Source organism: Streptomyces sp. NPDC051104 (assembly GCF_040682835.1).
Classification (GTDB): domain Bacteria; phylum Actinomycetota; class Actinomycetes; order Streptomycetales; family Streptomycetaceae; genus Streptomyces; species Streptomyces cynarae.
In genome coordinates, this window is record NZ_JBFBBS010000007.1 from 145570 (window position 1) to 167753 (window position 22184).

The following is a 22184-nucleotide window of genomic DNA, read 5'->3' on the forward strand; positions in this document are numbered from 1 at the left end:
CTGTCAGATGCTCCGCGGCGGTTCGGCTGTGGCCGGCGCGGCGGGGCTGGCCGGGGACACCTGGCCGCGGGTCACGAGGGCGAGCACGGTGAGGACGACGGCGTTGAGGGCGCCGATCTTTTCCGCGGACAGGCTCAGCCCGTAGGCGGCGAGCAGGGCGGCAACGGCGGCGACGAGGCCGGTGAACGCGCTGGGCGCGATCGGGCGGGTGACGACCGCGGTCGCGGCGGCGAACACGGCGCTGATGACGGCGACGATCGCGCCGGCCTGCTCGGCGGACAGGCCGAAGTTGAACGTGACGAGCAGCGACAGGCCCGCGCTCATGACGGCGATGATGAGAGCCGGTTCCCGGCCGAAGATACGCATGGGAGTCTCGATTCTTTGTCATTCAGAGCCGCTGTAACCGAGGCGACTCGATAGGATTGCCACATGGGAATCACCTTCGGCGATCCACGTTTGCCCGACCGTTTCTGGTCCAAGACGAGAGTCTCGAACGATGGCTGCTGGTCTTGGACTGCGGCCAAAAGCATCGGCTACGGCAAGATCAGTTGGGAGGGAAAATCTCGGCACGCGCACATAGTTGCGTACACCGTCCTCGTTGGTCCGGTGCCCGATGGCCACGTGATAGACCACGAGTGTCACCACCCGAGCAACTGTGCAGGCGGCAACACATGCCCTCACCGCGCATGCGTGAACCCGAACCACATGGTGGCGAAGACAAGCCAGGCCAACACCTCGACGGGGCGCGTGAGTCACGCCGGGTCCAGGAAGACTCACTGCCCGTCTGGTCACCCCTACGATGGTCGAAACGTTCGCATTGGTTCGGACGGCGGTCGATACTGCCGAGAGTGCGAGCGGCTTCGCTCCCGTAGGCGAGTCGAGCGCTTCAGGGCGGGAGAGGCATCGCCCATGCGGCACCGTGTCACCCACTGCCCGGAGGGGCATGAGTACACCCCTGAGAACACTGGCTACAACACCAGCAATGGCGGCCGATACTGCCGGGAGTGCCACCGGACGCGGTGGAGTTAGAACATCCGCCCCCTGAACCACGGCTATCAGTCCGTGACCGTGAAACCGTGCTTCAAGCCAAGCCGTTCCAGTGAGACTTTCCCGGGAACGCCGTCGGCTCCGGAGCCGGAATACCCGCACTTGCGTTGCCAGCTGGAGTAGGCCCCGAGCGTCCTGGTGCCGAATGAGCCGTCGACCCACTGGGACGCGAGGAGGCCCTCGGCCTGCAGCGCCTTCTCGACGAGGAGCACCTCGGCCTTGTAGCTGGCGTGGCCCTGCGCCGCCGCCGGGTCGTGCTTCGCGGCGTACACGACGTGCGCGAGGCTGACCGTGGGCTTGGTGACCGGCTTCGGCGGCGTCGGGCCGAATGCGAACAGGTTCGGCATGGGGCCGGGGTCGACGTGCGAGTTGCCGGGGATCTGGTTGTGGCCGTAGTGCCCGCCGCGGCCCAGCCAGACGTCCATGCTGACGGTGTCGCGAGCGAAGCCGGTCGGGGCGCCGCCGGGCCAGGTGTCGGCGATGCCGAGGCTGCGCAGCCACGTCATGATCTGGTCGAGGTTCTTGCAGGGCGTGTCGCGGACCGTGGCGTACTTCTTGCCGCTGACGGTCTCGCCCGCAGTGAAGACGATCTCGATCTGGATGCAGTAGCGGCCAGTGCGGTTGGTCTTGACGTCGCCCGCGTTCTGCAGGGAGAGGCTACGGCTGTCGGCCGGGAACATCTGCGCGATCTGGCCGGTGAACGGGTCCCAGAGGAGGTGCGGGGCGACGTTGGCGCCGCCGCCGGTGAACCAGCCGAGTTCGTTCTTGAACGTCCAGTCGCGGTCGTTGGAGGTGATGTGCCAGACGGCCCGCGCGGGGCCGCCGTTCATCGCGCCGGTGTTCCCGACGGGGTGCCGGGCGGCTCCCGGCATCCAGAGGTCGACCATGTCAGACTCCCTTCGCTGCGAGGAGGCCGCGTATGTCGGCCGCGAGGTCTTCGGCGGTGATGGCGGGTGCCGGTGCGGGTGCGGTGGCCCAGATGGGTACGGTGACGTCGCCCTGCTGGGACAGGAGCCACTGCGCGTCGGCGGTGGTGATCCAGGCGGACCCCTTGACGCCCCACGATTCGCCCCAGGAGTTGTCGATGCGGAGGGCGCCGACGGAGGCGTCGTAGGCGGACAGGACGTACTCGTGGCCGCCGGCCACCTGGGAGCTGCGGTCGACCTTCACGTAGCCGTTGCTGGTGTCGACGTTGAACATCGACTCCAGCCACACGGTGCCGACCATGACGGGCCCGGTCTGGAGGGCGGACAGGAGCGCGGAGAGGCTGAAGGCGTGCTTGTACGACGTGGCCAGGCCGAGTTGCTTCAGCGCCTTGGCGGCGCCGAGCCCTGAACTGCCGGTGTCGTCGGGCGGGTAGGCGCCCTGGATGCTGTCGAGTTGGGTGGCCAGCGAGTAGACCTGCACGGCGAGGGTTTCGTCGACCGGCAGAATGTTGCCGCTGATCTCGACCGAGGTGAGGCCGGGGCGCGCGGCGCAGTCCGTGCCGAGCAGGCCGGCCGCCGCGTTGCCGGTGCAGCTGCCGAGTCGCCCCTGGTCGAAGATGGGCGCCCGGCGCTTCCAGTCGACCGTGCGGATCGCCGACTTCGGCAGGACACCGTGCGCGTACCGCAGGGACAGCGGATCGTGCTCGACATGGCGCCCCAACCTGCGGTCGGAGCGCTCGTATATCAGGGTGTGCAAGAGCCCTCCCGGGCGTGAAAAAAGCCCCGAAAGGGGCTGGTGGACGGTGGGGGCGGGGCGGTGGGTGCGGTCACCCGCCGTCGGTATGGTCGAGGAGGTTGCCGCCGACTGTGAGCCGGACAAAGCCCAGTGCCTGGCGGGTGAGTTCGGCGACCTGCGCCATGGCGTCGTCGATAGTGACGCCGCCCGAAGCAACGGCGTCGAGGTATGCCTGGTTGGCGGCGAGGTCCTCGCGTGCCCGTTCCAGGAGCGCGACTTGGGTGGCGCGGCGCGCGTCGTCGGCGATGGCTTGGTCTGCGCTCGCGTTCTCGGCGTCGGTGAACGGACGCTGTTCCACCAATTGTCCGCACTCGTACCGGCGGTAAATGCGTGACGGTACGTCCCACTGTTCGACGATCGATGCGTCCCGGACCTCGGTCGTGTACGGGGCTGGCGAATCGCTCGCCGGCTCGCTTTCGGTGGGTGTCATCCGGGTCACGCCTTGTAGGTGGTGACGATGACAACGCCGTCGCCGCCTTTGCCGCCGGATGCGGCGCTGTTGGTCTGGGCGCCGTTCGACGCGCCCGCCGCTCCGCCGCCGTAGGTGTAGCCGTCGAAGCCGTTGCTCTGTCCTGTGAGTACGGTGGTGGCGCGGCGCTGGCCGGCCAGGAAACTCGCTCCACCGTTGTTGACCTTGATGGGGACCAGGCTGACGACCGGCCCGTTCCCGCCGTCGCTGCCCTGTACGCGGAGGTTGCCGCCGGTGCCGCCGGTGCCGCCCAGGCCGCCGTTGGTGACCGTGCTGCTCGTCGTGGATGCTCCGCCGAGGCCGCCGCTGCCGCCCACAGCAGTGATCAGGGAGCCGAAGCTGCTGGTGCCTCCGCTGTTCCCATTGTTCTGGCCGGCTGCGCCGCCGGAGCCGCCCGCGCCGACGGTGACGGCTTGGCTGGTGCCGACGGCTGCTGCAGTGAAGATCCCTCTGGCGTACTCTCCGCCCCCGCCTCCGCCTGCGCAGGCGGCGTGCGTGGAGTCTGTGGCTGGACATCCGCCGGAGCCGCCTCCGCCGCCCTGGACTTCGACGACGACCCACAGCGCGCCTGCCGGGCGGGTCCACGTGCCGGAGGCGGTGAACACCTGCACGTCGACGGAGCCGGGGATCGCCGCGTCGGCGCTGGTAGCGAGGCTTTGCATCCACTCCCAGATGCGGGCGTTGTCGCTCGACTCGGGGTAGATAAGCCCCTTGCCGGTGGTCTGGCTCATGAACTGCGCCTCCAGGGGCTGGCATACAAAAGGCCCCGCGAATATGCGGGGCCTTTTGGGAAGGGTTGTTAGCTCGGCTCTCCCGTCGCAGCGGAAGTTCCCGCCCGGCCGTAGCCGTCGAAGATCTTGTGACAGGAGGCGCAGAGCGGCATGTATCTACTCAGGTCGAGGCTGTACTCGGATCCGGTTTCAGGATCCCGCTTCGGCTCTGGATCCGAATGATCGTAAGCCCATTGCAAGGCTGGTCCACTGCAATGGCTGCACTTGTGCGCGCTCGCTTTCCCTCGCGTGCGCTCATTTCGAGAATGCAGCCCGAAGTAGCCGACGTTGGCGCCAGTCCACTGCGGGTGTCGAGCACCGAAGCGCCCGATGGGGTCTGTTCCGGGATCACCTTCGAGCCGTTGACGCTCGTAGTGGGAATTGCAAAGCCCGCGAGCACGGTGGGGACGCTTACAGCCATCGATCGAGCAAGTACGTGCCTCGCGGACTGGATCGTCTGTGGTGCCCCTCAGTCGCAGTCTCTGGTAGTGCTTCGCGCACAACCCTCGCCCGAAGTGTCTCGCGGTACAGCCGTCAATGTCGCATGTACGCTCAGGCATAGCCTGCCTCTCGCCGTAATCGAGACGGTGGGTTAGGGGCCGCACGGTGGTGACACATCGGGCGGTCCCGCTTCCCCTATTTTCTCACGAACTGCGGCGCCAATAGAGCGTCAAGGTCCACGCGGCGGACCAGGAACCGCGTCCGGCGAGGCGGATATAGGGATCGTCGGAGCTGATGTTGATGGCGAGGCCGCCGCGGGTGCCGTCGACCATGGCCTGCCCCCAGGAGGTGGGGATGGTGAAGGTCGTCTCCCAGGGGCTGACCTGGTAGACGACGCCGAGCACCGGACCGGTAGTCGACTCGTTGAGCGTCGGGAATCCGGCCGGGCGGGTGGACTGCGTGACCAGGCGCAGCGTCGGCGACCGCTGGCCGTAGTCGCCGGAGGTCAGCCGGCGCAGCCGCACGGTGGCCTTCGTGACGGTGGCCCCGGCGATGCTGCGCGGTTTGGAACCGTAGAAGGCGAAGCCGCTGTTCCGTCCGAAGCCGCTGCCGCCGTAGCGGCCCTGGAAGGTGTCCGCCGACGTCGAGCTGCCGATGTCGGTGCGCCAGCTGCCGTCCCGCCAAGTCGACGTGGCTATTGGCGGGCACACCAGCGTGCCCGTGGTGACGGTGGGTTTTGGTGTGGGGGCGGGATCGCTGGGCGGTGGCGGGGTGCTGCCGGTGTCCTGGCCGGTCGACGGCAGTGACGGGGGTACGGCGGGTGCAGGCCCGAGCGTTGCGATCGCCCAGTACACGCTGCCGCGCCGCAGCACGAGAATCGAATTGCCGGCGGCGATGCTGATGCCCGTCACAACTCGGGCCGTGACCTGGATTCCGGCGACGTTCGCCAAACAGGCTCCTGCCGCGGATGCGGTCATGGCGACTCCGACGAGCGCGCCCTGTCCGGCGAGGGAGACCCGGGTGTCTGCCCAGTCCGCCATCAGAGGACTCTCACGGAGAGGGTCATTTCGCCCGGCGAGTACGGCAGGGACATGGACTCGATCACGCACGGCGCGTTCGTGAGCCCGGCACCGGTGGCGGAGATGATGTCGCCGGTGATGAGGCCGGGGTGGGGAACCATGGTCACCCCCAGTCTGCGTGAGGCGGTGCGGCGGAGTTGCAGGAGTTTCGCGGTGGCGGCTGTGCGGCACTGCGCGACGGTCGTCAGCAGCGGTGATGAGAACGTGTACGGGACGGGGAGCGGGTTGAAGGGTCCGCCGTACCGGTAGGGGCTGAGCCCGTCGTCGTCGTAGGCGACGCCCTGGAGTTGGTTGCCCACGCCGTCTTCGCCTTGGGCGACGACGACGTTGAATGCGCCGTCGCGGCTGGTGGCGCCCTGCCAGCGCATGACGGTGCCGCCGGTGCCGTCGGTGAGGGACAGCACGGGAGTCCCGTCGTCTGTGAGGGGTTCCACGAACAGGGTGCCGTCGGCGGTGACGTAGGCGTCGGCCGCCCATGCGGAGAGGACTTCGGTGAGGCCGCCGAGCCGGTCGTTGTCCCATTGCATGCCCACCGGGACGGACCGGTCGGTGAGCAGCCCGTCGAATGTGACGGTCAGCGCGGGTTCGACGAGGGATCGCACTGTGGAGACGAAGGTCCCCGACGGCTGGAACGGTGCCGCAAACTTCGCTTCGTCGATGAGGGTGAGGAGGCCCTGTGCGGTGACGGTGACGGTGTCGCCGTCGGTGTTGGATTCGGTGATGAGGAACCAGCCGCGGTCGATCCATTCGAAGTCGCCGCCGCCGATGTCGACGCCGTAGGAGATGTGGAGTTGTTGCCCGTAGGCGGCGAGTGGGTGGCTTGGGTCGGCGCCGGGGTCCCAGTTGTATCCGCGGTCGCGGCGCGGAACGGTGAGGGTGATGCGTTCAGGGATGTTGAGGGAGCGGTCGCGGTCCTCGTTGCCGTCGGCGACGGGGATGTCCGCGGCGAGCAGGTTGCCGTCCAGCCATGACTCGGCGCGGACGAGCATGGTGAAGGAGCGCTGTACGACGGCGAGCGCTGTTGTCGACATGTCGAGCATGGCGTCACCCGAAGTCGTATTGTGCGATCGCCAGCAGCGTGGTGAAGAAGCTAGCGATGTCGGCGAGGGTGCTGAAATTGTTCGCGATGTCCTGCAGGGTGAACCCGGCCGCTTCGAGCACGTCAGCCCAGTCGTCGGCCTTGACGACGTCGAGGGTGAACCACCTGTATTCGTCGTACCAGGTGGGTGCCTCGTTGTCGCTGAGGAGGGCATAAGTGCCGTCGAGGCGCGTCATCGAGGTCTGCTTTCGCAGCAGGATGACGCCGTCGGTGGCGTTGTCGAGGATGTCGTTGAGGGCGTCGCCGTCCTGATCGGTTTCGGTCCGCACCGTGATGGTGGAAGAGGCTGCGGAGCGGGGTCGGCCCACGACGACGATCCGACCGCCCGCGTTGAATTGCGTGGCGTCGCGGTCGCGCTTTTTCTCCAGTGGCGACTCGATTTTCACTGCGGCCCCGACGCCGCGGATCGCATCGGAGATGACGTCGCTGGTGACCGTGGACGTGATGGGCCCCGAGTAGACGGTCCACTGCTGGCCGTAGACGTCGGTGAGGATGGCCGCGTAGTTCAGTGACACCCCGAACGGCTGCTCGGCGTCCACGCGTAGGAGCGACGACTGCCCCGTCACGTTGATGCCGCTTGCCGCACGTACCGGGGTGAGGTCGGTGCCGACCTGCCGGTACACCGTCACCGACGTGACGTCGTCCGCGAGAAGCCCCGTGACCGACACCAGGTTCCTGGGTGGGAACACCGACTGCGGGGCCGCGTTCACGTCCGAGGTGGCCTCGCGGATCCGCAGCACCCCGGCGACGCCGGTGGTGGCAGCGGACAAGGTGGCGCTCACGGTCGGGGCGGCCGTGGCCGACCCGGAGGACACCGAAGCGCTCGCTGCGGCGGTACACAGCCCGTTTCCGGTTGCCACCGCGATGGTGTACCGGCTGCTTACGGCGCCGAATGTGACACCGGCCGCGGCCACGGCCTGCGCGGACAGTGTGACCGTGGACAGCGGCAGGGCATAGCTGATCCATGCGAAGTCGCCCGGCTTCCACGTCAGGGACGTCGCCCCGGCGGCGGAGAAGGCGGTGCCGGACGTCTGGTCGTCGCCGAAGCTGGTCGTCCAGCGCCAGCCCGTGCCCGCGCTGCGGGAGAGAATGTTGATCGTTCCGGCGATGGCGCTGCCCGCACTGCCGGACGGGATTGACGTAGTTGGCGGCGTGTCGCCGCCCGTCATCACGCGCACGAAGTAGGTCAGCCTGCGGGGCCCGGTACCGCTGCTGAAGGTCCCGCCGCCCCCGCTGAAGGATCCGGCGAGCGTCCAACCGGACGGCGTACTGGGGACGTTGTCGTTGGGATGACCGGAGACGACCTGCAGAATGCCGAGCTGACCCGCCGCTGGTGCAGCGAAATACGGCGGGGTGACGGTGTAGGGGTGGCCCGTCGTGACGCCGGAGTTCACATAGGAGATCGTCACCCACGCCTCCCCACTTTTGCCCGGGCCGCCTGGCGGTCCTCGGACGCCTTGATTTTCGGTTTGACCTGGACGTCGATGAGGTCGCGCAGGCGGTCGTCGTTGAAGTGGACATGCACGTTGCTGCCGGATGCCTCAATTGCTGCGACCAGCCTCGCCCAGACCTCTTCCTGGTCTCCGTCGTTCCGGCCGTTGGCTGCGGTCGGCACGTAGCGGCGGCGCATGGACACGCCAGCGGCAGTGTCGGCGAGACGCTGGGCTGCGCTGCCGACGAGGTGGCCGTGCAGGTCGATGCCGTGGGCCATGCCGAGGACAACCTGCTTGCCGACCTCGTCACGAAACACCTGCGACGGAGACTTGATCTTCAGGATCTTTTTGATCTCCTTCACCAGGTCGGCGGCAAGTTTCGCCATCTGCTTGGTGAGCGCCGCCTCCTGGGCCTTGAGGCCGGCGAGGAAGCCCTTCCCAGCCTGTGCCCCGGAGTCGTACATCAGGTCGGCCATGTCCTTGCCGAAGGACGTGGCCAGGCTGCTGCCCGACTTGACCAGACTGTTCAGCTTGGCAATGTCCTGCGTCGTGACGTCCTTCGCGCCGAGAATGGACGCGAGTTGGCTGCCCGGACCGGCATCGGACAACGCCTGCAGGAGTTCCTTGCTGGCACCGCGCGCCTTCAGCTGGCCGGACAAGGCGACGAAGCCGGACGCGGTTTTCTGCTGGCCGACCATCTGCGAGATGAGGGAACGGACATCCGCCGCGGACGTCCCCGAAATGTTCAGGAAGTCGTTGATCTTCCCAGCCTGATCGGATGCGTACTGGTTGGCCGCGTTGATCTGGCTCTGGATACTCGCCTTCTTCGCCGCGAGCGATTCGAGGGCGCCGCCCTGCCTCTGGACGTATCCGGCGAGCCAGTCGTGGCCGGAGTTGAGCAGCTTGGTCGCCAGGCTCTTGATAGCCGAGGCGATCGCGGACGATGTGCCCGTCGCCAGGGTCTTCTGCAGCCCGGTCGCGATCGTGTTGGCAATGGATGACTTCGCGCTTCGCTGCGCGTTCCTGAGCGCGATCTCTGCGGCCTTCAGCTCCTTCTCCGCGGCCTGGAGACGCTTCTGTGCCGCCGCTTCACCCTTGTGCCGGCGCCGCGCGCGCGACAGGGCGTCCTTTGCGTCCTCGACTGCCTGACGGTCGCGCCTGACCCGGTCCGCGGCGTTGTCGATCGTGCCGGACGCGTAGCCGGGCAGTTTGATGCCGTGGGTCTTGGCGAATGCCATGGACTGCTGGTGGCTGAGGACGTCCTCGCCGCCCTTGAAGTTGACCAACTCGGGCCCGCGCTCGCCGACCCACGCCAGGCCCTTCGCGGCGCCGCGGGTGCCCTTGGCGTAGCCGCCGGGCCGGGTCATCACGTTGATCCAGTTCGCGCCGTACCGGTGCATGGCGTAGTTGACGCCCGCGTAGATCGAGGCGAGCGGGTCGGTGATGCCGCGGGAGCGGAACGGTCCAGCGTAGGCGGCGAACGTGGACGGGATCGTCTGCATGAGGCCCTGCGACGGGTGCCCGGCCTTCGCGTTGATGTCCGTCAGGTTGATCGCGTTCGGGTTGCCGCCCGACTCGATCTCGATTCGCCGCAGGACGGCACCCTGCGCGTAGGCGGGCGCGCCGAGCATGGACAGCACCGACGCGACCAGCCCGGACCAGCGGTTGACGCCTCCTCCCCCGCCGCCGCCCCCGATACCGAGGGCGCCGAGTAGGTCGCTGCCGAGCCCGCCGAGCGCCTTGAGGGCTTTGCCGGGCAGGCTGGAGATGGAGACGAGGCCCTTCTTGGCGATAGCTGCCAGCGCCTTCGGCATGGAGCCGAACACGCGCTGCGCGATCGCTGTTCCGTTGGTGCGGGCCATGCCCTTGATGAGGCCGCTGACGAGGTGGCCGCCGATCGACATGAAGACCCGGGAAGGGCTCTTGATCCCGAAGAAGCGCTTCACCGCGCCGACGACCGGGTCGACGATGGTGCTTTTGATCCAGCCGTCGATGCCCTTCATCGTGCCGCCGATGCCGGACTTGAAGCCGGAGATCAGGGCGCCGCCCTTGGACCACAGCCACGTTCCGGCGTTCTTGAAAGCGCCGATGGACGGCCCAGCCACCGTGCCCCACACCCAGCCACCAATGCCCTTGGCCCGGTTGGCGATGCCGCCCGTCAGGCCGCCGACGAAGCTGCGGCCCTTGCCCCACAGCCAGGACCCGGCGTTGCTGAAGGCACCCACGGCCGGAGCCCCGACCGTGCCCCACACCCAGCCACCAATGCCCTTCGCTGCGCCCGACAGGCCGACCTTGAAGCCGGAGATCAGGTCGCTGCCGATGGATGCGAACACCGTGGATGGGGAGTGGATGCCGAAGAGGCTCTTCACCCAGTTGACGACTGGGTCAACCAGATGCCCCTTCATCCAGCCTCCGATGCCGTTTAGCACGTCGGAGGCTCCGGACAGGAAGCCGCGGATGAGGTCCTTGCCCTTGCCATACAGCCAGCCGCCCACCTTCACGAACGGCTTGAGCGTGTAGCTGATCAGCTCACCGATCTTGGCGATGACCCAGCCAGCACCGTCCCTGATGCCGTTGCCGAGGAGCTTGGCGGCGTTCTTGCCCTTCTCCAGCAGATCCAGGCCCCACACGCCGAGGCGCGTGGTCAGTAGACCGCCCTCCCGCTCGATGAAAGCCGCCGCGTCAGGGAAGACGCGGGCGAAGCCCTTGCCCAAGTGGCGACCGATGAACCCCATGAGCTTGTCGAACGCGTCTGAGAAGGGCTTGGTCAGCTTGCCGATCTTGCCGATCAGCGGTTCGAACATCCGCAGGACCGGAATCTTGCTGATGATCTTGCCGAGGGGTCCGGCAATCTTGCCGACACCGACGAAGCTCAACGCGGCGACGACAGCGTCCCACCAGTGTTTTTTCCAGAAATCGGGGCTGAACAGGTCGGCTCCGAGAGAGCTGATGAAACCAATCGCGAACCCGAAGGCGTGGCCGCCGACCTGCTTACCGATGTCGACCCAGTCGAGGCCGCCGAGCGCTTTCGCCAGCTGCTCGCCGAGCTTGCCCGCGTTCTTCGCAACCCACTGGAAGGCCGTGCCGAGGGCACCCCCCAACTGCTCGCCGATCTTCGACCAGTTCACGGCCGCGATACCGCCAGTGACAGCCTTACGGATCGTCTCGCCCAACTTCTCGGCCGCGCTCTTCGGCGGCGCGGCCTTCGGGGTGATCAGCGGCGCCACCGACCCGGACCCGCCGTGCGGCATCGTCGGAAGGGGCGGGCCCTGGACGCCGCCAATCGGGCCGACGGACCCAGACCCGCCATGCGGCAGCGGAGGCAGCGGCTTGCCCGGCCCCCCGCCCGGGGACGTCTGCCCCGACCCGAGATGCGGCGCACCAGTGCCCGGCCCCAAAATGCTCGTGGGGAACTTGTCGATGCCCGTCTTCGGTGCGGGCTTCTTGTCGAGCACGCCGAGGCCCGTGAGGAAGTCGTCGACCATGCCCTTCGCGGTGCCGATGTCCTGCTTGATCCTGTCGACGGGTATGAGGCTGCGCATCGACAGGCCGAACCGGGCGGCGGCGGGCATCGCCGTCTCGGACAGGAACTGCACGAAGCGCGTGAGCGGCGGCAGCACCTTCGTGCCGATCCGGACGCTCATGACCTCAAGGTTCGAGGTGAGGAGCTTCCACTGGGCTTCGGCGGTCTGCCTCTGCATCGTGACCGCGTCATCGAACTTGCCCGTCGACTTGTTGACCTGGTCCTGCTTCTTCTTCAGCACATCCAGGTTGTTGATCATCAGGAGGATGCCGCTGGAAGAACGGCCCCCACCGAACGCCCTGCTGAGGATCTGGGACTGCTGCGACGCCGACAGCCCGGACGCATCGAGGTGATCCTTCAGCATCTGGATCGCGCCGATAAGCCCGTCCTTGCCACGCATTGCGTCCGCGAGCTGCAGACCGGTCAGGCCGATCTTCGCAAGCTGCTTCTCCGCCGCCCCCGACGGAGCGCCCAGCAGCGAGAACGACATGCGCAGCCGCGTCGCCGCAGAGTCCGCCGAGATGCCCTCGTCCGTCATCAGCGCCAAGGCGGCGCCGACCTGCTTCAGGGAGAGGCCGAATTCCTTGGCGCTGGGCAGGATTCCGGTGCCGATGGCCGCGTTGAACTGCTCCATCGACATGTTGCCCGCGCCGATGATCGCGTTCACCGTCGAGACAGCCTCATGGAACGAAGTGGCGCCCTTGATGCCGGTCCGCCACGCGCCCGCCAGAGCGTTGGTGGTCTGCTCCAAGTCGGCATGCCCGACCGCGGCCAGATCCGCAGCCTCCTTCAGCGCCTTCATCGCCGACACGTTGTCCATGCCCACCGACTTCAGGTGGTACAGGGACTCGGCGAGCTTCTGCGGGCCCTGCTGGGTCGTCGTCCCCAACTTCAGTACCTGATCCGAGAGGACCCGCACGTCCTTCGCTGTGGCGCCGGCCTGCGTGGAGATCCTGGTCATCTCCGACTGGAACTCGGTCGCCTGGCGTGCCGACTCCGCGAGGCCGGCCGCCAGGCCCCCGACGAGCGCCTCGCCTGCGATCTTCGCCGTCTTGCCGAGCTTGCCCATGATGGAGTCCGTGCTGCGGGCGGCACGGCCGATCTGCCCGAAGGTGCGTGAGGCCGCGTCGACGGCGACGAGACGGTAGATGATGCCGGTAGACGCCATGACGCCTCCCCTCGGTCAGCGAGTTGTCATGGCCAGTTGCGCTTCGGTTCGGCAGCCTCTTTCTCGGCCGCCGCCTCTTGCTCTTCTCGGATCTGGTAGAAGATCTCCCACTCGGCGAGCTCGCGAGCGGAGATCCGCCTCAGGAGCTCAGCGACGGTGCATCCGAGGTCTCGGGCGAGGACGAAGCAGAAGAGCCGCTGTCCGTCGCCGCTTCGGAGTTTCCCTCCATCTGCGCCTTCTCCTCCTCGGAGAGTCCGGACAGGCGGGACGCGACGTCGTACAGGCGGTCGATGACCGCGCCGTTCTTCGCGCCGAGCGCGGACGCGTCCTGGTCGGTGAACAGGCGCTCCCCGGCCTCGTCAACGAGGCACTTCACGAGGAGCTTCGCCCGCATGTTGTCCTGGACGAGGACCGGTTCCATGCCCTTGCCGTCGAACGTGGGCCGGAACTGGCGGATCGAGCCCTGGAACGCGTCGAGCTCCTCGCCAGTCAGGCCGCGGACGATGACGTCGTCGCCCCACTCGGGCACGAACACCTTCTCGGTCTGGATGTCGACGGCGCCGAGAATGCCGTCACGGGACAGGGCCATGGTGCTCCTCAGGAGATGTCTTTGCTGATGCCGTCCAGGACGCGGTTCACGGCCCGACGTGCGACGGGCCCCGCCATGCGGAGGGCGCTGTAGAAGTAGGGGTGCGACGTCTGGGTGACCCAAACGTTGCGGTTGCCGAAGACAGGGTGCCGAAATCGTTTCTTGCCTTCGACCATCGACGGCAAGGACTTCATGTGGGAGGGCATCTTCCGCCCATCCACACGGATCGCGACGCCCGCCTGTTTGCCGGTCGTCTTCACCTCGAGCTTGGTTGCCTTCGACAGGGCGCCGCGCAGCCCGTCGGGGCTGTAGCCACGCTTGGACGGGATCTGCCGGATGGCCGCCCGCACCTTGGGTACGAGCGGCTTGGCTGCGGCGCGTAGCTCTGTCCGGAAGCGCTTCTTGACTTCCTTGTCGTCCATGCGCCGCAGCTCACGGCTGATCCGCCGCAGATCCCCGCCATCCTGCAGGCGGATACTCACGGGATGGTGACGTTCTCGGCCGGGACGCGGGTCATCGCGAACTGAAACGTCATCGCCGCCGGGTTCTCCACGTCACGGCTCTTCGGGACGCCGGTGACCTTGACCGGGAACACGTCCATCTTCTGCCCGGTGATGTCGCCCTCGGGGAGGATCACGATGTAGCCGGTCGTGTCGCGCGGCATCAGGGTCCGCGCATCCGACGACGTCGACGACGCGTACATGGTGATGCTGGAATCCTCCGCCTGGATACGGCCCGGGATCTTCGACACGAAGCGGGAACCCAGGTCCGGGGTGTCCTGCTGGTCGCTGCTCGTGGCGAACCCGGACACGGCGGAGATCTCGCCCGTCAGGTCGGTGCCCGCGTTCAACTCCGCCCGTGTCGGCGACTGGTAGTTGGAGATGGAGGCGACCCAGTAGTAGCGGGTCGTACCCGGCGGGATGTACCGGGACGTGGACGCGATCGGGGTGGCAGGCATCGGTTACTCGCCCTTCTTCTCGTGCCTTGCGCGCGACCGCGCCGGCCTCTCGGTGGATTCCGCCGGCTCCGACTGCTCCGGCTCGTCTGCGGCCTGCGGCTCGCGCCCGGCCTCCTCTTCGGCTGCCGCGGCTTCGGCTTCCGTCTTCGCCTTGGCGGCGGCGCGCTTCTCCAGCTCCTCGGCGGGGACCTGCTGCCAGCCCGCCGCGGTGTAGTGCGGCATGGCGTCCCTGGGAACTTCGATCTCCTGATCGGACGGCAGGGTGGGGTGCCGCATGGTGATGGTGTCGCTCACGGGACCCTCACCACCGCGACGGTCACGGAAGCCGTGATCGAGTAGTTGATGGTCGCGAGGCCGGTCGTCGGGTCCGCGTACAGGTTCGGGATCAGCGGGATGATGCCGACGCCGGTGTTCGCGGCCACGGTGAAGCTGCTGTCGGCGACCGCGAGGCGGCCGTCGACCTGCCCCGGTGTGGTCAGCGTCACCGTGCACGCGGCGGCATTGCCGTTCTTGACGTAGAGGAAGGTCCCGGAGCCGCACGCGGCGGTGTCGCCGTTCGTGGCGGCGATCGGTGTGGCGCCGATGTCGAGGCCCACGTTGGGCACGACATTGGTGACGAGCGCGGTCATCGCGTCTCCTGTTCTTCTTGACGGCCCAACGGGCTGCCGGGATAGTCCCCGGCATGACTTGGCTGCGGTGGTGGTTCGTGAGCGTTCCGGAATGGGGCTGGCAGCACGGCAGGCCGGACCATCACGGTGTCGGCGGACCGGTCGCGCTCGTGTTGATGGCGATCGCCTACGTCGCGGTCACGCTGTTCGTGATCGGGTGTGTGGTGCGCGTCGTGGCGTTCGCGGGGAAGAGCGCCGCCAGGGGATTCCGGCGCGGGTGGTCGCGTGACTAGCGGCCGGTATACGTATCGCAGGACACCTCGAACATGACGATCACCTGCGCGCCCTGTTGCGTCAGGCTCTGCGACAGACTGTGAGAGGCGACCCGCGCCCGCATGACCGCTCCACCCAAGGTCCTGTTCGCGGCGATCGCCGCTCCGGCCTCCGACAGAAGCTGAAAGGCCCGCGCCCGCGCGCCCACGATGTCGTCGCCGCCGCGCAGAACTGCCGCAGCGCAGCGGATCGTCAACTGCTCCCGGTCCGGAGATCCGCCCAAGCCCTCCCCCACAAGGGCCGATTCGGCGTCGATCTCCTCCTCGCCGCCCGTGTAGCCGACGGAGACGACCTCCATCAGCGTCGCCTGCGACGTCGACGGCCCATCCCGCACCGTCACGCCCGCCAGGCCAGGCCAGTCGGTGAAGGCCGCCACGAGGCCGTCGATGGCCGCCGGAACCTTCGATGCCCACGCCATCAGGCCACCCCCTTGAGCTGCTGCTGGAGAGATTGAGGAGGGCGGTCCGTGAACTCCTACTGATCGCGCGCCAGAATGAAGTTGATCACTCGATTCAGGTCCGAAAGGGCATCGCCGAGCTCGGCCTCTGCTGAGGCCAGGGCGGCGCGGGCGTCGACGACATCCGTGAGTCGCTGAGACGCGCGCGCCTGGGCCACCTCAAGTTCCTCAGCAACGTGCGCTGGAAGTCGCCAGTCCCGACGGCTTCTGCACAGGTCAGACATCGCGGTCTCCTTCTCTCGTCAGGCCACCCCCGGCAGTTGCGGGCCGAGCAGCTCGATCGCGCGGCGCGGGATCGCGAAGCCGCGGCCTGCCACGTAGTTGTCGTCGCCGCCGCTATTGAGCCGGACGCCCATCGTGCCGCGCTGGGTCTCCCACAAGTGCTGCACGATAATCAGGGCGGCGAGGCGGAAGTGCGCCGGGACTACCGTCATGCCCGCCTGGTAGGTCGCCAGCACCGAGCCCTTCACCGGCGGCCCCGACAGGACCGTCACGCAACCCGAGCCACCATCGACGCGGACCACCGAAGGGCTGACGCCCCAGGTCTGCGTACCATCGAGCGCGACGATCGACGTCAGCGAGACCACCGGCACGGAGCGGAGCAGGAACGCCGTAACGCTGCTAGCGAAGTCCAGCTGATCGACTATCGTGCGCGGTTCGACGACCTGCCCGAGCTGCGTCTCCACCGCCGCAGTGGCCGCGTCCACGTACACCTGCAGCTCCACGTCCTGGGACGTATCGGAGGCGGAGATATTCAGCTGCGCTTTCGCGTCAGCCAACGTCACGATCGCCACAACCCACCTCCGATCCCACCACGCGCGGTATCAGCTGGTCTTCGAATCGTCCTGCCCGGGCTTCGCCCGCGGGCCTCGCCTCGGCTTCGGCTCCGCCGTGGTCTCCGGTGCCTTCTCGGCATCCGCGCGCTCGGGAAGCGTCGTCGCCGCCTTCGCCGTCTCCTCGCCGTCTCCCTTCTCGTCGCTGGCCTTCCTGGCGACGTCGTGGTCGTACTGCTCCTTCAGGACACGGGCCACTTCCTTCGCATCCTGCGCGCGACCGGATCGCACGTAGGAGTCGTGCTCCTCGATCAGCGCGGCCTTGTACCTGTCGTCGACGCTGCTCACAGCTCGCTCACCTGCTCAATCTCGGGTAGCAGTGCGTAGTAGTCCTCTTTGAGCCGCTTACGAAGCGCAGACCGCTTCTGGGTGCGGTGCTCCAGACGCACATCCCACAGCGCCTCCGCCGGCTCGGATCGATGCTGGGTGTCGTTGCCGCACAGCACGCGAGTTCCGGACTCCCCTGGCGCCGTGACGACGTAGTGGGCCTGCTGGATGCCGATCCCAGGCAGCGCCCGGAACAGCACGCGGAGCGGGAACTGGGAGTCGATGTCGTCCCGCTCCCACATCGTCACCTCGGCCACATCCAGCTGAGTGGCCGCGAGCAGCGTGCGCGAGTCGGGCGGGACCTGCGTGAGCACCTCGTCGGCATCGATCCGCAGGAACCAGTCCCCCGGATCGGCCATGGTGGAACCGAGACGGAACATGAAGTCCCGCTTCTCCACCTCGTTGCCCCACCACGGCTGGCGAGAGGTGTGGACCGTGCAGCCCATCCCCGCGCCCGCCGCGGTGCGCGCGATCGTCTCCGCCTGCTCGCTGCCACTCGCCGGCTTGCGCACCGCCCCGGGGAAGCGGGCGTAGGGGCCGTCGACGGCGATCAGGTGGTCGCACAGCTTCGCCGCGCTCGCCACGCACTCCGCAAGCCAGGAGGCGGGTTCCTCGTACCAGGACAGCAAGCCGATGATCCTCACCCGTGCACTCCCATCCAGCCGCCCCGCGGGTTACGAAGGAACACACCTGGCTGCCCGGTCGCCAAGCAAGCGCTGCGGAGCTGGTCATGCAGGCTGCCCACCGGATGACCGTTGCCGCAGTCGTGCACCACACACACCGACCCCGGCTTGCCGGACGCGCCCCACAACTCGATCTCCGAGAAACGGCGGCTCGGATGACTGTCCAGGATCACCAGATCAGCCGAGGCCATCTGCTCGACGGTAGGCGTCACCCAGTCGGGATGCGCCGGAGCCTGCCGCCACGCAGGCTCCGACTCGAACCCCAGATAGGTACACGCCTCACGGTCCAGATGCTGCGTGATGCGGCCGATACCGACACCGGTCTCCAGCACGGCCGCTGGCTGAAGCATCCGCTGCAGCATGCCGACGAACCGGCAGAAGTCCTGCTCCGGCGACCACTCGTCCCACGACAGCCAGCCGAGTTCGGCGTGCGGCGTGAACTTCTTCTCGTCCTGCATGACACCCCCGGCCAGGGGCCAGACCGAAGCCTGGCCCCCCTTCATGATCAGAACGTCGGGGCGATCAGGCCCGTGCCGCCGATCTCCACCACCGAGGACGGGTAGCGCCCGGCCGTGAAGGCGATGTAGCCGTACACCTGCAGGCGGACCGTGAGGTTGCCGGAGCCGACCTCGGGCAGCACCCGGGTGCGGATGCCGGACTCGAACAGCAGCAGATCCGACGCGCGCAGCACATGGATGACGTCCTCCGTGGTGGACGCGCCCAGCGTGGTCGGCATGTTCGGGTCCGTGACGACCGGCAGGCCGTGCATCTGACCCACCACCTGCTGCGAAGCCACGGCACCGAGAGTACCGACCGCGTTCTGCGGGTTCCCGGAGTCCGGGACGACCAGCGGACGGCCGTTGGAGTCGGACGCCGCGAGCAGATACGCCCACCGGCGCGGATGCATCACGATCACGGTCGGCGCCATGTAGCGCAGGGTGTGTACCCGCTGCACCGCGTCCGCGATCTTGCTGTAGAGCTTGGACACGGTCGGCGTCGCATCCGTGTACGTGACCGTAGTGATCCCGGGCGTGCTCCGAACACCGGTCACCTGCCCGGCCGAGCCGGATCCCGCGATGACCTGCAGGTCCGCCTTCGTTGCGTAGTCCGCCACCAGGTCCCGGAAGATGACCTGGTCGAACGAGATCGGCGACTGGTCGAGCAGCTGGATCGCGACGTCCTGCTGACCCGCGATCGTCCGCACCGGAGCCGTCACCGACGTGTCCGTCAGGTCCGTCTCCTGCACCGCGACGTTGTCCGCGGTCTGCACCGCCGTCGCGGTACCGGTGGCGACCTTCGGGATGTTGATGCTATCGGTTCCCGGAGGCAGCGCCTGGCCGTTGCACAGGTTGGCGTAGGCCCGGCCCGCGCGCGCCAGCTCGGCGTACTGCTCCATCAGCCACACCGGCGGAACGAAGTAGCCGCCCTGGCCGTCGGTGCGGGACAGGTCGCGGTACTCGGGGTCGGTCTGGACGTCCTGGGCGTGCCGGCGCAGCCGCTCGATGGCCTGCCCGTCGCCATCCATGTTCAGCTGGACACGCATGATGTCCTGCAGGTAGGAGCGTCCGTTGCCCTGAGCGTAGGTACGGCCCTCCGTCACGGACTGGACGCGGGACTGAGCGCGGCGGATCGCGGCGGCACCGGCGGTGACCTGGTTCTCCCGCTCGGCCTCCTCCGACAGCTCGGTGATGCGCTCGTCGAGGGACCGCAGAGTCTCGTCCTGCGCCTTGATCTTCTCGGTGAGACCCCGGAACTCCGAGTCCTCCTCGTCGGAGAGGTCCTCACGGGCCTCCTCCTCGGCGATATCGACGATCGCCTTGCGCTGCGCGAGGAACTGCTCGCGCTCCTTCGCAGCCTGCTCACGCCGAGCAATGAGCCGCTTGAGTCGCTCGTCCATGAGCGAGCCTGCCTTTCGTGGCTTTTCGAATCGGGACAGCGGCCAGTGCCAGGCCTCAAGAGGCCGCCGACATGCCAGTGCCAGGCAGGCGACAGCAGCCGCGCGTCCGTGCCGGACCGCGGGTCGATCAGGTGGTTCAGTCGCCGTCAGGCCCCGACGACAGAGGGGCCCGCAGCCACAGTTGGACGCGGGCGAGCTGGCCGGCGGTCTTCACCGCGACCTTCTCCGCATAGCAGGCGACATCCGGGTCCAGTGACGCCGGATCGCCCGAGTACAGGTAGTCGGAGCAGAGACCGATCACGGCCTCACCGACCTCGGCCAGCGCCTGCAGCAGCCGGCCCTCCGCTTCCCCCATCTGCGCCGGGGGCGTCTCGTCGCCGTCCTGGGCGACCAGAGCGCGGGCCTGAGCAACCGTGCCCGACTGGACGCGCATCCGCGCCTGAGGGCGGCTCATCCGATGCTCCCGTCCGCGTTCCAGTTCGACGGGATCTGGTCGCCCATGCCGATGGCCTTCGCGCGGCGCGCGATGTGGGCGCGGATCGCATTGTGCGACCCGGAGCCCCGCCCGACTGCCCGCAGCGCGGCGGCGAGGTCGTCGGCGCCATGCATGTTCGCCGGCCGGATCGGATACGAGCCGTTGGGCATCGCCCACCCGCGGGATGCCGCGTACTGCCGGGCCGCCGCGTTCAGATCGGCGGCGTTCGGCGTGTTGATATTGCCCTGGTCGACACGCTCGGACAGGTCCGCGTCACCGTCGAGGACAGCACGCGCCTCCGCCCGCGACAGAGAGCGGGCCTCCCGCCCCGGCAGCAGCCGCCGAACCTCCGCGAGCCGCTCCGCTGCCCGCGCAGCCCGCGACGCACCGGCGAAGCCCTCCGCGCCCATCGCCCGCAGCTCAGCAGCGGCCTCGTCCGGGCTTACCCCGGCCAGGAACTCCACCACCGACCGCATGTTCAACTGCGCCGACGTCGCCGGATTCGCGCCGAAGTTCACCACCGAGACGTCACCCTTGTGGAGGGACACCTCGGTGAGGCGGCGCTGCGAGTCATCCTCCGACCACGCGTCCTGCTTCACCCGGAACGCAAACGACATCTCATCCATGTCGCCGCGCTGCATCTTCGTCTCCAGACGCTGCACGTCCGGATCCCGGCGGTCCAGGTCCGCCGTCACCAGCAGCCCGCGCGCATCCGTACCCAGGCGCAGCGTGCCCGACTTGGTGCGGGCGAGCGGCATGCCCTCATGGTTGATGAGCAGGTGTACGTCCGGCTTGTTCGCCAGCGTCACATCGAACGCACGCCGGTCGACGGTCTCCGTCCAGCCGCGCGGGGCGCCGCCCATCACGTCATACGGGTGATCGAAGATGGAGGCGTAGCCGGACAGGATCAGGTTGTCCCCCGCCTGCCGCAGCTCGAAATCGGTCGCGGCGACCGCGCGCCGCTCCGGGGCGTCGATGAGCGAGCGCCGGTCAACCATGGGATGCTCCCTTGTCATCTCGGACCAGCCTCAACCGGCCGTCCTCCTGCTCGCCATCGGCGTTCCTGATCATCGGGACGCCAACCGGCTTGCCCGCAGCCAGCGGCAGCGGCGTGTAGTCCGAGCCCGCACCATCCGGCAGCGGCGCCTCGTTCTCCATGGCACGGATGCCGTCGATGTTGTCGTAGCCGATCAGCCGCATCTTCTCGTATGCCTCGATGCGGGTCTTCATGTCCGCCCGCACCAGCACATCAGCGTCGAACTTCACGAACTGGCCCCGCGGCAGCAAGGCGCTCAGATGCGACTCCAACAGCGCCAGCCACGGCAGCAGCGAGAACTGGACCAGCTCGATCTGCCGCTGCTCCGGCGAGCTGTACGACATGGAGCCACCGGTCTCGCCGCCGATCATCTCCGGCGGAATCCCGTAGATCGCCGCGATCTGCGACGCCGTCATCCGCATCGTCTGAACGAACTGCGCCTCGGACGGGCTGACCGTCGTCGGCGTGTACTCCCAGTCCTTGCCGTACACGATCGGCTCATGCGAGCGGATCGCCTGCACCAGCCGCTGCTTGATGACCGACGCGTCCTTCTGGTCCACCGTCTGCGTCGTGTTCCGGAACTGGCCCGGCGGCACACCGCCACTGCGGAACCAGTCGTCGGAGAACTGCTGCGCCGCCAGACCAGTCGACACCGTCACCGCATACGCGCCGATCGGCGACAGCCCCCACACCCGCCCCGGAAGCTGAAACCACGGAATGTGCACGACATCCTCGGACGGCAGCCGCTCCCCCAGGTAGTACCACTTCGGGTTCGTGAACGAGCCCGGCTCACCAAGCGGAGTCAACTCCACCCGGTCCTCACACAGCACGTTCGCCGGGTTCACCCACTCGATCGTCGTCGGATACTCCAGATAGTCCCGCGTCGTCACGATGCCGACCGCGTTCCCCCGGTACGCCAGCGACGTCACCGCCCGGAACACCCAGCCATGCAGCGTTCCCTGCGCACACGGCTGCGAGAACAGCGACCCGTTCGGCAACCGCTGCGTCCTATCCCCCACCTGCCGGTACGTGTACAACGGCACCGAAGAGATCGTCGCCGCGAGCAGCCGGCCCGCCGCCAGAACAGGACCCAGCCGCAGCGCCCCGTCCTCGTTCACGGCCGCCGGAGCCGCCAGAGGATTCACCGGCCATGACACCGCCGACGAATCCAGCAGCCGCTTCTCCTGCTCCGGCCGCTCACCACGCCCCAACAAGCCCCGGAACGGGTTACGCATCA

At 68.0% G+C, this 22184-nt stretch carries 26 protein-coding genes; 2 read left to right on the forward strand and 24 right to left on the reverse strand.

What is annotated here, in order from left to right:
• Positions 1 to 3: 3 nt before the first annotated feature.
• Positions 4 to 366: a hypothetical protein gene (locus tag AB0N14_RS13410; RefSeq protein WP_366025778.1), complete on the reverse strand. Its 363-nt coding sequence runs from the start codon at positions 364 to 366 to the stop codon at positions 4 to 6.
• A 63-nt stretch (positions 367 to 429) separates the two neighbouring features.
• On the opposite strand from AB0N14_RS13410, the gene AB0N14_RS13415 reads away from it, so the two are divergent.
• A complete protein-coding gene (locus AB0N14_RS13415) occupies positions 430 to 1029 on the forward strand; it encodes an HNH endonuclease (protein WP_366025779.1) in 600 nt (199 codons plus the stop codon).
• Between the two features lie 26 nt (positions 1030 to 1055).
• Here the strand turns inward: AB0N14_RS13415 and AB0N14_RS13420 are convergent, their stop codons facing one another.
• From AB0N14_RS13420 to AB0N14_RS13480, 13 genes are all read right to left on the reverse strand, one after another.
• A complete protein-coding gene (locus AB0N14_RS13420; protein WP_366025780.1) occupies positions 1056 to 1934 on the reverse strand; it encodes an endolysin in 879 nt (292 codons plus the stop codon).
• 1 nt (position 1935) lies between these two features.
• A complete protein-coding gene (locus tag AB0N14_RS13425) occupies positions 1936 to 2730 on the reverse strand; it encodes a hypothetical protein (RefSeq protein WP_366025781.1) in 795 nt (264 codons plus the stop codon).
• Positions 2731 to 2800: 70 nt separating this feature from the next.
• On the reverse strand, positions 2801 to 3199 hold the full coding sequence (locus AB0N14_RS13430; RefSeq protein ID WP_366025782.1) for a hypothetical protein: 399 nt from the start codon (positions 3197 to 3199) through the stop codon (positions 2801 to 2803).
• Positions 3200 to 3204: 5 nt separating this feature from the next.
• Positions 3205 to 3969 carry a hypothetical protein gene (locus tag AB0N14_RS13435; RefSeq protein ID WP_366025783.1) on the reverse strand — a complete coding sequence of 255 codons (765 nt, stop codon included), beginning with the start codon at positions 3967 to 3969 and terminating at the stop codon, positions 3205 to 3207.
• Positions 3970 to 4652: 683 nt separating this feature from the next.
• Complete coding sequence (locus AB0N14_RS13440) at positions 4653 to 5489, reverse strand: hypothetical protein (protein WP_366025784.1); 837 nt, start codon at positions 5487 to 5489, stop codon at positions 4653 to 4655.
• Positions 5489 to 6559: a DUF5047 domain-containing protein gene (locus AB0N14_RS13445; RefSeq protein ID WP_366025785.1), complete on the reverse strand. Its 1071-nt coding sequence runs from the start codon at positions 6557 to 6559 to the stop codon at positions 5489 to 5491. The genes AB0N14_RS13440 and AB0N14_RS13445 overlap by 1 nt, the downstream gene beginning before the upstream one ends.
• 13 nt (positions 6560 to 6572) lie before the next feature.
• Complete coding sequence (locus tag AB0N14_RS13450) at positions 6573 to 8036, reverse strand: hypothetical protein (protein WP_366025786.1); 1464 nt, start codon at positions 8034 to 8036, stop codon at positions 6573 to 6575.
• Positions 8033 to 12751, reverse strand: coding sequence for a phage tail tape measure protein (locus AB0N14_RS13455; protein WP_366025787.1), 4719 nt, complete (start codon positions 12749 to 12751; stop codon positions 8033 to 8035). The genes AB0N14_RS13450 and AB0N14_RS13455 overlap by 4 nt, the downstream gene beginning before the upstream one ends.
• Positions 12752 to 12890: 139 nt before the next feature.
• Positions 12891 to 13340, reverse strand: coding sequence for a phage tail assembly chaperone (locus AB0N14_RS13460; RefSeq protein ID WP_366025788.1), 450 nt, complete (start codon positions 13338 to 13340; stop codon positions 12891 to 12893).
• An 8-nt stretch (positions 13341 to 13348) separates the two neighbouring features.
• Positions 13349 to 13822, reverse strand: a complete 474-nt coding sequence (locus AB0N14_RS13465) for a hypothetical protein (RefSeq protein WP_366025789.1) — start codon at positions 13820 to 13822, stop codon at positions 13349 to 13351.
• Positions 13819 to 14298 carry a hypothetical protein gene (locus tag AB0N14_RS13470; RefSeq protein ID WP_366025790.1) on the reverse strand — a complete coding sequence of 160 codons (480 nt, stop codon included), beginning with the start codon at positions 14296 to 14298 and terminating at the stop codon, positions 13819 to 13821. The genes AB0N14_RS13465 and AB0N14_RS13470 overlap by 4 nt, the downstream gene beginning before the upstream one ends.
• Before the next feature lie 3 nt (positions 14299 to 14301).
• The gene (locus tag AB0N14_RS13475; RefSeq protein WP_366025791.1) at positions 14302 to 14592 is read right to left on the reverse strand and encodes a hypothetical protein; all 291 of its coding nucleotides are present in this window, start codon (positions 14590 to 14592) and stop codon (positions 14302 to 14304) included.
• Complete coding sequence (locus tag AB0N14_RS13480) at positions 14589 to 14927, reverse strand: hypothetical protein (protein ID WP_366025792.1); 339 nt, start codon at positions 14925 to 14927, stop codon at positions 14589 to 14591. The genes AB0N14_RS13475 and AB0N14_RS13480 overlap by 4 nt, the downstream gene beginning before the upstream one ends.
• A 53-nt stretch (positions 14928 to 14980) precedes the next feature.
• Between AB0N14_RS13480 and AB0N14_RS13485 the strand changes: the two genes are divergently transcribed.
• Positions 14981 to 15199: a hypothetical protein gene (locus AB0N14_RS13485; protein WP_366025793.1), complete on the forward strand. Its 219-nt coding sequence runs from the start codon at positions 14981 to 14983 to the stop codon at positions 15197 to 15199.
• Here AB0N14_RS13485 and AB0N14_RS13490 read toward each other — a convergent pair.
• The 10 genes from AB0N14_RS13490 to AB0N14_RS13535 form a co-directional block, all read right to left on the reverse strand.
• A complete protein-coding gene (locus tag AB0N14_RS13490) occupies positions 15196 to 15657 on the reverse strand; it encodes a hypothetical protein (protein ID WP_366025794.1) in 462 nt (153 codons plus the stop codon). The two genes, AB0N14_RS13485 and AB0N14_RS13490, sit on opposite strands and share 4 nt — an antisense overlap.
• A 56-nt stretch (positions 15658 to 15713) precedes the next feature.
• On the reverse strand, positions 15714 to 15920 hold the full coding sequence (locus tag AB0N14_RS13495) for a hypothetical protein (RefSeq protein WP_366025795.1): 207 nt from the start codon (positions 15918 to 15920) through the stop codon (positions 15714 to 15716).
• Positions 15921 to 15938: 18 nt separating this feature from the next.
• Positions 15939 to 16490 (reverse strand): phage head-tail connector protein, encoded by a 552-nt coding sequence (locus AB0N14_RS13500; RefSeq protein ID WP_366025796.1) that lies wholly within the window; start codon positions 16488 to 16490, stop codon positions 15939 to 15941.
• A gap of 30 nt (positions 16491 to 16520) precedes the next feature.
• On the reverse strand, positions 16521 to 16817 hold the full coding sequence (locus AB0N14_RS13505) for a hypothetical protein (protein ID WP_366025797.1): 297 nt from the start codon (positions 16815 to 16817) through the stop codon (positions 16521 to 16523).
• A complete protein-coding gene (locus AB0N14_RS13510) occupies positions 16814 to 17500 on the reverse strand; it encodes a hypothetical protein (protein WP_366025798.1) in 687 nt (228 codons plus the stop codon). Before AB0N14_RS13510 ends, AB0N14_RS13505 begins: the two co-directional genes overlap by 4 nt.
• Positions 17497 to 17997 (reverse strand): hypothetical protein, encoded by a 501-nt coding sequence (locus AB0N14_RS13515; RefSeq protein ID WP_366025799.1) that lies wholly within the window; start codon positions 17995 to 17997, stop codon positions 17497 to 17499. Before AB0N14_RS13515 ends, AB0N14_RS13510 begins: the two co-directional genes overlap by 4 nt.
• Positions 17998 to 18044: 47 nt before the next feature.
• Positions 18045 to 19436 carry a phage major capsid protein gene (locus AB0N14_RS13520; protein WP_366025800.1) on the reverse strand — a complete coding sequence of 464 codons (1392 nt, stop codon included), beginning with the start codon at positions 19434 to 19436 and terminating at the stop codon, positions 18045 to 18047.
• Between the two features lie 136 nt (positions 19437 to 19572).
• Positions 19573 to 19890 carry a hypothetical protein gene (locus tag AB0N14_RS13525; RefSeq protein ID WP_366025801.1) on the reverse strand — a complete coding sequence of 106 codons (318 nt, stop codon included), beginning with the start codon at positions 19888 to 19890 and terminating at the stop codon, positions 19573 to 19575.
• Entirely contained in the window at positions 19887 to 20909 is a 1023-nt protein-coding gene (locus AB0N14_RS13530) for an HK97 family phage prohead protease (protein WP_366025802.1), read from the reverse strand. The genes AB0N14_RS13525 and AB0N14_RS13530 overlap by 4 nt, the downstream gene beginning before the upstream one ends.
• On the reverse strand, positions 20902 to 22182 hold the full coding sequence (locus tag AB0N14_RS13535) for a phage portal protein (RefSeq protein ID WP_366025942.1): 1281 nt from the start codon (positions 22180 to 22182) through the stop codon (positions 20902 to 20904). Before AB0N14_RS13535 ends, AB0N14_RS13530 begins: the two co-directional genes overlap by 8 nt.
• Positions 22183 to 22184: the final 2 nt, after the last annotated feature.

Coding starts and splice junctions, on each gene's coding strand:
- AB0N14_RS13410 (WP_366025778.1), bottom strand. CDS start 366: ATGCGTATCTTCGGCCGGGAACCGGCTCTCATCATCGCCGTCATGAGC.
- AB0N14_RS13415 (WP_366025779.1), top strand. CDS start 430: ATGGGAATCACCTTCGGCGATCCACGTTTGCCCGACCGTTTCTGGTCC.
- AB0N14_RS13480 (WP_366025792.1), bottom strand. CDS start 14,927: ATGACCGCGCTCGTCACCAATGTCGTGCCCAACGTGGGCCTCGACATC.
- AB0N14_RS13420 (WP_366025780.1), bottom strand. CDS start 1,934: ATGGTCGACCTCTGGATGCCGGGAGCCGCCCGGCACCCCGTCGGGAAC.
- AB0N14_RS13440 (WP_366025784.1), bottom strand. CDS start 5,489: ATGGCGGACTGGGCAGACACCCGGGTCTCCCTCGCCGGACAGGGCGCG.
- AB0N14_RS13495 (WP_366025795.1), bottom strand. CDS start 15,920: ATGTCTGACCTGTGCAGAAGCCGTCGGGACTGGCGACTTCCAGCGCAC.
- AB0N14_RS13430 (WP_366025782.1), bottom strand. CDS start 3,199: ATGACACCCACCGAAAGCGAGCCGGCGAGCGATTCGCCAGCCCCGTAC.
- AB0N14_RS13445 (WP_366025785.1), bottom strand. CDS start 6,559: ATGTCGACAACAGCGCTCGCCGTCGTACAGCGCTCCTTCACCATGCTC.
- AB0N14_RS13435 (WP_366025783.1), bottom strand. CDS start 3,969: ATGAGCCAGACCACCGGCAAGGGGCTTATCTACCCCGAGTCGAGCGAC.
- AB0N14_RS13515 (WP_366025799.1), bottom strand. CDS start 17,997: ATGCAGGACGAGAAGAAGTTCACGCCGCACGCCGAACTCGGCTGGCTG.
- AB0N14_RS13535 (WP_366025942.1), bottom strand. CDS start 22,182: ATGCGTAACCCGTTCCGGGGCTTGTTGGGGCGTGGTGAGCGGCCGGAG.
- AB0N14_RS13470 (WP_366025790.1), bottom strand. CDS start 14,298: ATGCCTGCCACCCCGATCGCGTCCACGTCCCGGTACATCCCGCCGGGT.
- AB0N14_RS13460 (WP_366025788.1), bottom strand. CDS start 13,340: ATGGCCCTGTCCCGTGACGGCATTCTCGGCGCCGTCGACATCCAGACC.
- AB0N14_RS13520 (WP_366025800.1), bottom strand. CDS start 19,436: ATGGACGAGCGACTCAAGCGGCTCATTGCTCGGCGTGAGCAGGCTGCG.
- AB0N14_RS13485 (WP_366025793.1), top strand. CDS start 14,981: ATGACTTGGCTGCGGTGGTGGTTCGTGAGCGTTCCGGAATGGGGCTGG.
- AB0N14_RS13525 (WP_366025801.1), bottom strand. CDS start 19,890: ATGAGCCGCCCTCAGGCGCGGATGCGCGTCCAGTCGGGCACGGTTGCT.
- AB0N14_RS13530 (WP_366025802.1), bottom strand. CDS start 20,909: ATGGTTGACCGGCGCTCGCTCATCGACGCCCCGGAGCGGCGCGCGGTC.
- AB0N14_RS13455 (WP_366025787.1), bottom strand. CDS start 12,751: ATGGCGTCTACCGGCATCATCTACCGTCTCGTCGCCGTCGACGCGGCC.
- AB0N14_RS13490 (WP_366025794.1), bottom strand. CDS start 15,657: ATGGCGTGGGCATCGAAGGTTCCGGCGGCCATCGACGGCCTCGTGGCG.